The following is a 12,822-nucleotide window of genomic DNA, read 5'->3' as shown; positions in this document are numbered from 1 at the left end:
GAATCATGGAAGACATGAAAACCACATCCAACGAACTTGTTGCCAACTCCTACCGGCAATATTCACGGCCTGTGCATGCCTACCTATTTAATAGGATAGACGACTGGGAGACTGCTCGCGACCTGACTCAGGACGTCTTCCTGCGTCTGCTCGACTACAAACCGATGCTTCGTCCCGAGACGGTGAAGAGTTTCATCTTTACCATCGCTTCCAATCTGCTGGTGGACTATTGGCGTCGTAGTGGACTGAAGCAGGAATATACCTCTTATATATATGACTGCTGTCCGACGTCGGTAGAAGATGTAGAAAGCCGTGTGGTGGTAAAAGATTTGTTGACCTTAGAACGATACACCTTAAACAAACTTTCGGAACAACGCCGGAAAGTGTATGCTATGAAACGCTTTCAGGACAAAGACGTTCCCGAGATTGCTGCCGAATTGCAACTTTCCATCCGTACGGTGGAGAATCATTTGCGTTTGGGACGTAAGACAGTACGTGAATTTATCAGACAATGTATCTGAAAAAAGACTTCGGTCGGATGATGCGAAAGAATTGAGTTAATAACATAAATCTAATTTAATTTTATTGTTTATGAAAAATGGATCATTGAATCTGCTACAGGTAAGAAGTCTGCTTCTTTTCCTGTTTGCCACTTGTGTGGCATCCGTTTTCTATTCCTGCAATGATGAGGAGGGACGGATTACGATTGACAATTCGGCTCCTGCTCAGGTCACCAATGTGCAGGCAGTTGCCGGTCCGGGTGAGGTTACCTTGAGCTGGACCAATCCCGACAGTCCCAGCTTCATGTACACCAAGATTTCTTACACTAATTCCAAAGGTGAAGAGAAGTATGTGCTGGTAGCAAAAGACAAACCTTCGACTGCCACCGTGAAAGGATTTGCCAGTACGGACGAATGCAAGTTTTCGCTGTATGCCTGCTCGGTGAAAGGAAATAATGCCGGTGCGGTAGAAGTATCGTTTGCTCCCGGTGCTCCGGCTTATCTGGAAGTGGTGAAGACCATTACACTGAGTCCGGTATTGGGCGGTACATTGGTGAACTATAAGAATGAGTTCAATACGACGGTACTGATAGCATTGGAATACCATCAGGCAAGTGATGCCAGCAAGACAGGAAGCACCAAGTTCGAGGTGCCAGCCAACAGTGAAGGCACACAGTTAGTAATGCTGATGGACAGTAACAACGAATTCCTGCAGGGTGAGTGCGTTGTCAGAGTCAGTGCAGAAGATGAGTACGAGAATGCTTCCGAACCGATTGAGAAGACGATTACACCGATACCGGCAGTTAAGATAGACCGTTCTTTATGGAGTTTCCCCGGTTACAATGAAAATTCGAATGACGCAACCATCGGCTACAGCTCTCAGGAAGCACAGGGCGAAGGCGATAAAGACGGCCTGAAGAACGGACGTGTAGTTTCGATGATAGACAGCAGTCTGAATACTTATTGGCATGCTTCCTGGAAAGTGGCTACCAACTATCCGCATTGGTTCATTCTGGATATGGGTAAGGAAGTAACCGTTGCCAGCGTGGAACTGACCCGTCGTCAGGGAGATGCCCGTGGACAGAAAGGACAGCATATCTATACTTGTACGGAAGCCGGTGCGACCGATCCCAGCAATTCGGACAGTTGGCAGTGGACCGATCATGGTGATTTTGCTTTCGATCCCAATACCGACGTGCCTCAGTCTTGCGGCTTGCCTACAACGCCCCGTGCCCGATATATTAAGGTGTACTTCGGTACCGAACACAAAGGTACGGGTTCGCAAGCCATGTTGGCAGACTTGAATGTCTATGGTGCAGAAGAGTAAATCTAATACGAATACATAAAAATACGTTTTTACATCATGAGAAAGAAATTCATATGGGTTGCCGCCTTGTGTGCGGCCTCCCTATATCCCGCATCGCAGGTACGTGCGGCGGTAGAAGTGGTACAGGAAGTACAGCAAAGCGGAAAGACCGTGAAAGGTAAAGTTCTGGATAAAAACGGCGAACCGGTCATTGGTGCCAACGTGATGGTGAAAGGAACAACAAACGGTGTGATAACCGATATTGACGGTAACTTTACGCTGAACAATGCTTCGGGCACGTTGGTCATCTCTTACATCGGTTACCAGACAGTGGAGATCAAGGTCGGTGCTCAAAACGATTATAATGTAACCTTGCAGGAAGATTCCGAATTGCTGGAAGAAGTGGTAGTAGTAGGTTACGGTACGCAGAAGAAGGCATCACTGACGAGTGCCATCACACAGGTAAAAGGTGAAGAGGCTTTCAGCAATAAAGGTATCACCAATGCTACTGTAGCTTTGCAGGGCGAGGTTCCGGGACTGGTCATTACGCGTACGTCCAGCCGTCCGGGTAGTGAGAATGCTTCTATGAAGATTCGTGGTGATGTTTCTATCAACGGTGATGGTAATCCGTTGGTGATCATTGACGGTATGTCCGGTTCGTTGGATGACTTGAACGCCATGAATGCCAATGATATTGAGAACATCTCTGTGTTGAAGGACGCTTCGGCCGCCATCTACGGTGCCCGTTCTGCTTCGGGTGTTGTGTTGGTTACTACGAAACGTGGAAAGAAAGGCAAGGCGCAGGTGACTTATAATGGCGCCATCAGCCGTTCTATTACCGGTATTCAGCCTTCGTTTACGACCAACAGTGAATGGCTGGACATGTTCTATCAGGCTCAATACTACGATGCGATAGCTGCAAATCCCAGCCTGAGTACGCCGGAGGAAGTACATAAGAACATCAACTGGTGGATATTCAATTCGTTTGGAGGACCGACACTGGATGCTTCGGATGTAGATCCGACAACTGGTAATCCGGTTGTATATAAAGGGGAGACACTGTTCAACGCCCTGCGTGCAGGCCGGGTACTGACTTTGCAGAACGGCGACAAGGTAGAGCGCTGGGATCCGAATGTCTATATGCAGGATGTATTGTATGGTAGTGCTACTTCACAACGTCACGCAGTGACCATCTCCGGTGCAGATGACAAATTCGGATACTATGCTTCGTTGAGCTATTCGGATGCCAATTCGCAGTTGAAGATAGCCGAAGATGGTGAGAAAAAATACGGTGCCCGACTGAACATGGATTATCAGGCTTACGATTTCCTGAAGTTCGAGACCGGCATGTCGTATGAGAAGCGCGACATTACCACTCCTTCGACCGATGTCGGTGCGGGTTGGTTCGACCCTTGGTTCTGGCCTGTATATAACCAGAACGGCGATGCTTACGATACATTTAGTGGAAACCGTAACCCGGTTGGTGGTTTGACACAGGGTGGACAGATAAAGAACTCGTTTACCAACTTCCGTGCAAACGGCAAGGTGACGCTCGACCTCAACAAATGGGTACAGGGACTTTCTTTCTCTGCTACGGGTAATTATAAACTGGCTCAGCGTGCCACACAGACTGCCAAGAATAAGGTGCAGTATTACGACTGGGTAGGCACACAGACCGGAAACAAGCAGGGACCCGGTTCGCTGGAAGAAAAGATGGAACGTTGGGAGAATGTGACTTTGGGAGGTTATGCCAACTATGAGCGCACATTTGCCGAAGTTCACAGTTTGTCTGCCATGTTGGGTATGACGGCCGAACAGGAAAGTTATAAGAAAGTGACCGCTTCACGTGGTATGGGCCCTCTCTATCCGGGATCTGGTCTGACGGATTTGGATGTATGGATTGACGGAGCTACCAAGTCGGCTGGTGGTGGACAGAGCTCATGGGGTTTTGTTTCCTACTTGGGACGTCTGAACTATATCTACGATGACAAGTACTCGGTAGAAGTGTTGGCACGTCGTGACGGTTCGTCGAAACTCTCCAAAGAGCAACGTTGGAAGAACTTCTATTCTGTTTCCGGCTTCTGGAGAATCTCACGGGAGAATTTCCTGAAGGACATCAACTGGCTGGATGACTTGAAAGTGCGTTACAATTACGGTAAGACCGGTAATGTGAACGGTATCGACAATTACGAACGCTTTTCTACTATTAGTACCGGTACTACGTTGTTTGGCACTACAGCTACTCAACATACTTCGTTGTGGGTGGCCAACATGACTTCAGACCAACGTACTTGGGAAACCATTTACAGCCACAATGCAGGTGTTGACTTTGCTGTGTTGAGCAATCGGTTGAGAGGTTCGTTCGATTACTTTGTGAAGACCAACGATGGTATGTTCATCGACGTAACGTATCCTTCTGTATTAGGTGCATCTGCTCCGAAGACCAACAACGGTAAGTTGCGTACCAAAGGTTGGGAAATAGCCTTGAACTGGAACGACCAGATTGGACAGGTAAGATACAACATCGGTGCTTCGTTGGCCGATGCATCTACTGAATTGCTGGAGTTGACGAACAATGAAAACGTGCCCGATCCGGGTAAGAACACGAACCGTTTGGTTGGCAGACCGTTGAATGCCATCTATGTGTACCAGACAGACGGAATCTTCCAGACTCAGGAAGAAGTGGACGCTTACTATGAAATGTATTACTGGAATGCCGATCGCACAGGCCCTAAAGCTAACAACATCCTGCCGGCTCCGTCCGAAACAGGTACCAACCGCTTGCGTCCGGGTGCCCGCCGCTATGTAGACTTGAATGGCGATGGTGCCATTACGACCGAGGACCTGTATTATGCCGGCGATGCCGCTCCGCGTCTGACATTCGGTATTAAGTTGGGTCTTGAGTGGAAAGGTATTGACTTTTCAGCCTTCTTCCAGGGCGTAGGCAAGCAGAATATTCTGAGAACGGGTAATGTCTATGCTCCGTTTGTAACAAATTACACGCTGCAGAACAGTACCTTCCTGAACAAGACATGGACGCCAGATTATACAGATGCTGAATATCCGATTATTTCGCGTGACCAGAACTTCAACAAGTTTAACTATAACAACGTGGATGCTAGTGTACAGAACAACCGTTACATCCGTCTGAAGTCTTTGGTAGTAGGTTATTCGCTTCCCAAACAATGGATTGCCAAGGCCGGACTGAACAAGGTGCGGGTTTACTTCTCGGGCGATGACCTGTGGGAATGGACCAAAGTGAAAGATGGTTATGACCCGGAAAATGGTGAGGCTTCAAACAACACGTTCCCCTTCAGCCGTTTGTTGACTTTTGGTGTGGACGTAACTTTCTAACTAAATTCTTAAAACTTGAAATATGAAAACAATATTGAACAAGATATTTCTGGCTTCGGCTATGACCTTGTCTTTGACGGCATGTAGCGATTTCCTGAATAAGGAACCCTTGTCACAGGGTACGGAAGCTATCGTCTTCAAAACACCGGAGCATTTTGAGCAGGCTGCCAATGCGCTTTACAATGTAGAAGCGTGGAAGAATTACAACAATCAGGCAAATTATGACAGCATGGACCGCAATCTGGATATTTCCGGATTGGGTAGTAATGGAGGCGGTTCGGCTCCTGAAAGCAACTATCAGTGGGATAAACCGTACAGTCATATCCGTACTTGTAACATTCTGTTGCAGAAGGCGGCAGAATATACAGGCGATCAGGCAGAAATTGCCCAGTCGGTAGGTACGGCTTACTTCTTCCGTGCATGGCAGCATTTCTATCTGTTACGTATCTTTGGTGGTGTGCCCATTGTCGATCATGTACTTGACGTCAACGATGAAGTGCTTTACGGTCCGCGCAAGAGCCGTTACGAAGTCGCTGCATTCATTATTTCCGACCTGGAAAAGGCTATTCCGATGTTGCCTCAGGAAAAGAATATTCCTGCTGATTCCAAAGGAAAGGTCAGCCAGGAAGCCGCCAAGTCTTTCCTGGCCCGTGTACTGCTTTACGAGGCAACATGGGAGAAATATGTACCGACCATTGGTTACGACCTGGACGGAGACGGTGTGAACACGGGTGCCGGTACAGCCAAACCGGAAGGATACTACAGCATCGAGAAAATGTTGAGCGAGGCCAAACGCCTTTCAGGTGAAGTGATTGACGAGGCCGAGAGCGGTACCTTCGAATTGTGGAACGAATGTGATAGCCTGAGCTACTTCTATCTGTTCAATATCGACGATGGTGCGGGCAACATTCCTAACTTCATGGGTGCAGGCAAGAGTACCAACAAGGAGTTCATCTTCTTCAAGAAGTACGATTATGATTTGGGACGTGGTGGCATCAACCTCTCACACACCGTGGCTACCTGGCAGGGTTCCAACATCAGTTCCAGCTTCGGCGAGTCCTTCCTCTGCCGCAACGGTCTGCCTATCCGCATCAGCTATACGGGCGACATGAAGGATGCACAGAACAATCCCCAGTTCGAGGGCTATGATACGTTTGTGGGTGAGTTCCGCAACCGTGACTATCGTTTCATCGGTTGCTGTATGTCCATCCCCGACCGGACATTCTGGAGCAGCCGTCCGGAAGATGGCCGACAGCTGACGGAGACTGGTAAACCTTATCCCGATCCGGTATTCCCCAAGAACAATGACGTGTATGATTCAAGCGATCCTGCATACAGCAGCACTTGTGCCGTGTTTAAGCCGACTCTTCGCAACAACTCTACCGCCAGCAGTTATGGTAGCCGCAAGTTCCTGATTGAAGGTGCAGGCAGACCCAGTGAAACGGAATCGGCCGATTATCCGTTGATCCGTTTGGCCGAAGTACACCTGATTTACGCCGAAGCTACTTGCGAACTGAATGGTGGAACGATTTCGGATGAGGATTTGGATAAGTCTATTAACAAGAATCGTGCTCGTGCCCGTGTGGCTCCGTTGACCAATGCATTGATTGCCAACGTATGGGATGCCGGTTGGTTTGACCACGCTACCGGAAAAACCATCTGTAAGAAGATGAATATGCTGGACGAGATACGCCGCGAGCGTGCTTGCGAGCTCTTTGGTGAGGGCTTCCGTCTGGATGACTTGAAGCGCTGGGGTATTGCCCACATCAACCTGACCGGACAGAAACTGGGTCATAAGATTTTGGGTACTGCCTACGAGACCGAAAAGGCCAACGATGCTACTTACTTTGGTGAACCCTGCTATTATCCCGAGAAATATCCGTTGCTCTACGGCATTTACGAAGGAAGTGGACCGGACGATCCTGACTATGGACGTTCCATCGCTACTTTGGCAGGTAACTTGCTTTTCAGCCAACGCGACTATCTCTCTCCGATACCAAGAACACAAATGCGTCTGAATAGCCAGTTGAAGCAGAATCCCGGCTGGTAATCCCTGCTTGTTTATATTGCGATAAGAAAGTCTGATTGTCTTCTGCCTGGTTGCGGACAATCAGACTTTTTTCTTATTTTTGTCCGAACTCATTAAAATATATGATTATGAAACAAGTCATTCTTATTTTCATTTGTATGTTGGTGCAATCCGTCGGCTCGTTGTGTGCGCAGACCGAAAAGGACTCTGTACGTGTACTCTATATCGGGAACAGTTATACTTACTATCACGACTTGCCGCTCATGGTGCAGAAGATTGCCCGGAACATTGCAGTGGACCATCGGATGAACATTGCCTGGCAGGCTTATACCCCTGGTGGGTGTACATTTAAAAAGCACTTGCAACGGAAGGAGGAACAGGAAGCTATCCGGAAGGGGAACTGGGATTATGTGATTTTGCAGGAGCAGAGCGCCGCTCCCGCCAAGCAGACCGCCATTGTGCAACGGGAAACCTATTCGTATGCCCGCCAGCTGGACAGTCTGGTTCATGTGTACAATCCGCAGGCACATGTCATCTTTTATATGACGTGGGGACATAAAGACGGCTGTCAGGAACCGCATGAAGCATATCCGTTGATCGATACGTATGAAGGCATGCAGGACCGGCTGATAACCAGTTATCTGGAAATGGCTTATCAGAACGATGCCTGGTGTGCACCGGTCGGGATGGCTTGGAAGCGTGTTCGGGCCGAGCGTCCCTATCAGTCGCTGTATTGGCCGGACGGTAGTCACCCCTCTGTCTTGGGAACCTACCTGGCAGCCAACGTAATCTTTTCCACTCTTTTTCAGCGTCATTATCAGACAACCTATACGGCAGATCTCGATGCCGAACTGGCGGAATACATACAGCAAGTGGCTCAGCAGACCGTGCTGGATAACCGGAGGCTGCTGAATCTTCCTCAATAACAAGCTGGCCGCCGCTAATCGGACATATCTCATTGAGCGTACGGAGGAGCTTATTCGTAATAGTATATAAATTCAGGTTTCGGATTTTATCTTAACCTGCTATTTCCTTGTCTTACTGACTTTGGGTCGTTCTCTAAGCATGAGAACTACATTCTCACTGAATGAGAATTTCTTTCTCATGCCTATGAGAATCTTTTTCTCATAACTGTGAGAATAGTTTTCTCATACTTGTGAGAATAACTTTCTCATAGCTGTGAGAAACTGTTGAGACAAGAGCCTGTTGCGTAAAACCCAAGCAAGCAGTTGGAAGTAGGGCAGAGATTCATATACGCTTCTGTTGTGCTTTTGCCTAAAAAAGGTAGGTGGCTGTCTGCCTCCCCAAGTGCTGTGTATAAATGTGATAATAAAATAACCTATTTAACTGGTATCTTTTTTATGAAAGCAAATTTTCTTTTTCTCCTTTTTGTGTTCTTGTCGTGGCAAGTGCAATCGCAAGAGTATCCTAAATGTATCTTGCCGGGGGATTATCCCGATCCGAGCATTCTGCGCGATGGCAAGGATTACTACATGACACATTCTCCATTCTATTATGCGCCGGGCTTTTTAATCTGGCATTCTCAGGATTTGGAACATTGGGAACCCGTTTGCCGTGCCATGACGGAATGGCAAGGCTCTGCTATGGCTCCCGATTTGGTCAAGTATGGCGAACGCTATTATATCTATTATCCGGCGGCAGGTACCAATTGGGTGATTTGGGCCGACCGGATACAAGGCCCTTGGAATGAACCTGTCGATCTGAAGGTGGGAGGCATTGACCCCGGACATATCGTAGATAAGGACGGAAATCGATTTCTTTATGTGTCTGAAGGCAAAGTCGTTCCTTTGTCGAAGGACGGACTTTCGGTCAGTGGCGAAGTGACGAAGGTGTATGACGGTTGGCCGATTCCCAAGCACTGGGTTACAGAAGGCATGTATCTGGAATCGCCAAAGCTGTTTTTCCACGACGGCTATTATTACCTGGTTTCGGCCGAAGGAGGAACAGCCGGTCCCGCTACAAGCCACATGATAGTAATGGCCCGTTCGAAAAGTGTGCTGGGACCGTGGGAAAATTCTCCTTTTAATCCGCTGGTACATACGTATAGCGCCAACGACAATTGGTGGTCGAAAGGCCACGGTACGCTGGTTGACGATGTAAACGGCAACTGGTGGGTAGTCTATCATGCTTATGCCAACGGCTACCATACATTGGGAAGACAGACATTGGTTGAACCGATAGAATGGACTTCGGACGGCTGGTGCCGTACGGCAGAGAAGCCGAAATCCCGTCTTGACAATCTGTCTGATATAAAACACGGAATAAAGCTGTCGGACGATTTTGCCGGTCCGGAATTGGGAATGCAGTGGACCTTCTGGAAGGAGTATGCTCCGAAAGCATTGAAGTTCGACAAGAATACCCTGTGGCTGGATGCGAAAGGAAAAACACCAGCAGACGGACGCCTCTTGCTGGTGACAGCTGAAGACAAGAATTATGAGACTCAAGTCGATATGCAGACAGGCAAGGGAAACAAAGCCGGGCTGGTATTGTATTATAATGAGCAGGCTTATGCCGGTCTTGTTTCCGACGGTAAGGTGTTTACCGTCTACCGTCATGCAGATAAACCGGTGGAAGTCCCTAATACTGTCGGACGGAACTTCTCTGTCAAGATTAAAAATCAGGGAAATCATGTTTCTGTTTGGGTTAGTAAGGATCGGAAAGACTGGACTGCCATAGCCGAGGACATCGACGTGTCTGGCATGCATCACAATGTCTACAAAGGCTTCTATGCATTGCGAATCGGTCTGGTAAGTATGGGAAAAGGCAAAGCCGGATTCAGCCATTTCCGATATAAGAATGCGGTGCCGCAGGAAAAAGACATGAGTGCTTATCTGATGGTATTCCATAAGGATGAAACCCATGGGCTGTATATGGCAATCAGTCGCGACGGATATTCGTTTACGGCTTTAAATGGTGGAGAACCGGTATTGGCTGGTGACACTATTGCCAGCCAGCGGGGCATTCGCGATCCTTACATCTATCGTGGTCCGGACGGGGCGTTTTATCTTGCTATGACCGACTTGCATGTATTTGCGAAAAGAGACGGTTATCGGGATACAGAATGGGAACGTGATGGAAAACTTTATGGCTGGGGAAATAACAAAGGACTGGTTCTGATGAAGTCGTGGGATCTGATACACTGGAACCGTGCCAACATCCGTTTTGACAAACTGACCGCCGGACTGTCTGAGATAGGTTGTGCCTGGGCACCGGAAATCTGTTTTGACGAACAAAAAGGGAAATTGATGATATATTATACCATGCGTTTCCGTAATGAAAGGAATAAGTTGTATTATGTATATGTAAACGATGATTTTAATCAGATAGAGAGTTTGCCTCAATTGCTTTACGAGTATCCCGATGAAAACATTTCGGCCATAGATGGAGATATAACACAGGTGGGCGACCGCTATCATCTGTTCTATGTAGCACATGATGGGACACCGGGTATCAAGCAGGCGGTATCAGACCGTATCAATGGAGGATACAGATACGATTCTAAATGGTACGATTTTGAGCCCAAGGCTTGTGAGGCACCGACCGTATGGAAACGGATCGGAGAGGAGAAATGGGTATTGATGTATGATGTATACAGCGTTACACCACATAATTTCGGATTTACGGAAACAACCGATTTTGTAACGTTTAAAAATCTGGGACGGTTTAATGACGGTGTGATGAAGTCGACCAATTTCAATGCTCCCAAACATGGAGCTGTCATTCATCTGACGGCGGACGAGGCTGACCGTCTGGAACTGTACTGGAAAGAGAATGGAAGAAAATTTGTTCCGTCCAGGGATAATGTGATGATAAAATAGAAGATGAAAACTGTCGGCCCTATCGCTACAGCCTGAGGGCTGACAGTTTTTCTATATTCCTCTTTTATATTCGCAAAGAAAGACAGACATGAAGAAAAATTGGTTTATAATGACGTTGCTTTGCTTGTCTTTGTGGGGCAGCAAGGCTTTTCCAGCCGAATGGCAATGGTCAGTGCCGGTGACGGCAGTAGTTTCTGATGAGACGGGCGGGCATCCGCAGGCTTTCCTGTGGGTGCCGCCTTCGTGCAATAGGGTGAAGGCCTTGATCGTGGGACAGCACAATATGTGTGAAGAAACGTTGTTCGAAAATCCGCTTTTCAGGCGCGAAATGGAGGAAGCAGGCATAGCGTTGGTGTGGATTTCTCCTATCCTCGACTTTCCGTGGGATGTGACGAACGGGTGTAACGACGCGCTGTTGGAAGCACTGGACAGTCTGGCAGAGGTGAGTGGCTATTCAGAGCTGGCGTATGCCCCCATTGTTCCACTGGGACATTCGGCTATGGCTACTTTCCCCTGGAACTTTGCCGCCTGGAATCCGGAACGGACGCTGGCCGTTGTTTCTTACCACGGAGATGCACCACGCACCAATCTGACAGGATATGGCCGGGCCAATCTGGAGTGGGGACGGACGCGCAACATTGACGGCATACCGGGGTTGATGATTGAAGGAGAATATGAGTGGTGGGAAGCACGGGTGCGGCCCGCATTGGCTTTCCGTATGATGTATCCGCAGAGTTGCATCTCTTTTCTGTGCGATGCAGGACGGGGACATTTCGATGTGTCCGACCGCACAGCCCGTTACATTGCGCTATTTTTGAAGAAGGCATTGGAGTGGCGTTTGCCTGAGATGTCGGGTGACGGACCGGTGAAGTTGAAGCAAGTGAATCCGAAGGACGGATGGCTGGCCGAACGTTGGCGTCGGGGCGATGACATTGAAGGTGAAACTCGTCTGCCTGCTCCGCCGCGGCAACCCAAGCGTCCCCGTCCCGCACCTTACGGGGCATACAAAGGCGATCCGCACGATGCTTTCTGGTACTTCGATCGTGAGATGGCGGAACTGACCGAGTCCATTTATCGGGAGGAGCGGGGAAAGCAGCCGCAATACTTGTGCTTTGTGCAGGACGGCAAGTTGCTTTCGTATGACGAAAAGGCACATCAGCGGGTGGCTGCCCGTTTCGTGCCCGAAGCAGACGGACTGACTTTCTGCCTGAAAGCAGTTTATACAGACAGTATTTATCGTTCTGTAACGGAACGGCATGCCGCTGTCAGTCCCACCATTACCCGTATCTGCGGCCCTGTGAAACAAATGGACGATACGACTTTCCGCGTCAGCTTCTATCGCATGGGACTGTATAACCGTAAACGGACGGGGAGTATCACGTTGTTGGCTGCCAGTTCCGGTGACCGTCACTATAAGAGTACGGTGCAGGAACTGAGTTTCAATATTCCCTACCGGAATACGGAGGGGAAGCGACAACACATTCTGTTCCCCGGTTTGCCCGATGTGGAGTTTGGCATCGACACGTTGTCGCTGGGTGCTACATCCGATTGCGGCTTACCCGTATCGTACTATGTGAAGGAAGGACCTGCCGAGATAGTGGGCAACAAGCTGGTGTTCACTTCCATTCCGCCCCGCAGCCGCTTTCCGCTGAAGGTGACAGTGGTGGCCTGGCAGTACGGATTGGCGGGCCGGGTACAGACTGCGGAACCGGTGGAAAGGTCATTCTATATTGTGCGCTGACATTTCTTCCGGGCTATTAGGTAGTTTGTGCTTTTCATTCGTATTTATCTATG

General features: G+C 48.7%; 7 protein-coding genes. All 7 read left to right on the top strand.

Going from position 1 to position 12,822, the window contains the following annotated elements:
• Positions 1–5 precede the first annotated feature (5 nt).
• The 7 genes from BQ5591_RS15485 (at position 6) to BQ5591_RS15455 (ending at position 12,769) form a co-directional block, all read left to right on the top strand.
• A complete protein-coding gene (locus BQ5591_RS15485) occupies positions 6–521 on the top strand; it encodes a sigma-70 family RNA polymerase sigma factor (protein WP_071150018.1) in 516 nt (171 codons plus the stop codon).
• A gap of 70 nt (positions 522–591) precedes the next feature.
• Positions 592–1,827: a DUF4959 domain-containing protein gene (locus BQ5591_RS15480; protein WP_083381054.1), complete on the top strand. Its 1,236-nt coding sequence runs from the start codon at positions 592–594 to the stop codon at positions 1,825–1,827.
• 36 nt (positions 1,828–1,863) lie between these two features.
• Positions 1,864–5,160, top strand: a complete 3,297-nt coding sequence (locus BQ5591_RS15475) for a SusC/RagA family TonB-linked outer membrane protein (RefSeq protein WP_113740889.1) — start codon at positions 1,864–1,866, stop codon at positions 5,158–5,160.
• A 22-nt stretch (positions 5,161–5,182) separates the two neighbouring features.
• Complete coding sequence (locus BQ5591_RS15470) at positions 5,183–7,210, top strand: RagB/SusD family nutrient uptake outer membrane protein (RefSeq protein WP_071150015.1); 2,028 nt, start codon at positions 5,183–5,185, stop codon at positions 7,208–7,210.
• Between the two features lie 107 nt (positions 7,211–7,317).
• Positions 7,318–8,115, top strand: a complete 798-nt coding sequence (locus tag BQ5591_RS15465; protein ID WP_205410644.1) for a DUF4886 domain-containing protein — start codon at positions 7,318–7,320, stop codon at positions 8,113–8,115.
• A 435-nt stretch (positions 8,116–8,550) separates the two neighbouring features.
• The gene (locus tag BQ5591_RS15460; RefSeq protein ID WP_071150014.1) at positions 8,551–11,028 is read left to right on the top strand and encodes a family 43 glycosylhydrolase; all 2,478 of its coding nucleotides are present in this window, start codon (positions 8,551–8,553) and stop codon (positions 11,026–11,028) included.
• Between the two features lie 88 nt (positions 11,029–11,116).
• Positions 11,117–12,769, top strand: coding sequence for a hypothetical protein (locus BQ5591_RS15455; RefSeq protein WP_071150013.1), 1,653 nt, complete (start codon positions 11,117–11,119; stop codon positions 12,767–12,769).
• Positions 12,770–12,822 lie beyond the last annotated feature (53 nt).

It is taken from the genome of Bacteroides ndongoniae (genome assembly GCF_900108345.1).
Taxonomy (GTDB): Bacteria; Bacteroidota; Bacteroidia; order Bacteroidales; family Bacteroidaceae; genus Bacteroides; species Bacteroides ndongoniae.
The sequence above is the reverse complement of the archived record's forward strand: the minus strand, read 5'-3'. Positions and strand labels throughout refer to the sequence as shown.

Coding starts and splice junctions, on each gene's coding strand:
- BQ5591_RS15470 (WP_071150015.1), top strand. CDS start 5,183: ATGAAAACAATATTGAACAAGATATTTCTGGCTTCGGCTATGACCTTG.
- BQ5591_RS15465 (WP_205410644.1), top strand. CDS start 7,318: ATGAAACAAGTCATTCTTATTTTCATTTGTATGTTGGTGCAATCCGTC.
- BQ5591_RS15475 (WP_113740889.1), top strand. CDS start 1,864: ATGAGAAAGAAATTCATATGGGTTGCCGCCTTGTGTGCGGCCTCCCTA.
- BQ5591_RS15455 (WP_071150013.1), top strand. CDS start 11,117: ATGAAGAAAAATTGGTTTATAATGACGTTGCTTTGCTTGTCTTTGTGG.
- BQ5591_RS15460 (WP_071150014.1), top strand. CDS start 8,551: ATGAAAGCAAATTTTCTTTTTCTCCTTTTTGTGTTCTTGTCGTGGCAA.
- BQ5591_RS15485 (WP_071150018.1), top strand. CDS start 6: ATGGAAGACATGAAAACCACATCCAACGAACTTGTTGCCAACTCCTAC.
- BQ5591_RS15480 (WP_083381054.1), top strand. CDS start 592: ATGAAAAATGGATCATTGAATCTGCTACAGGTAAGAAGTCTGCTTCTT.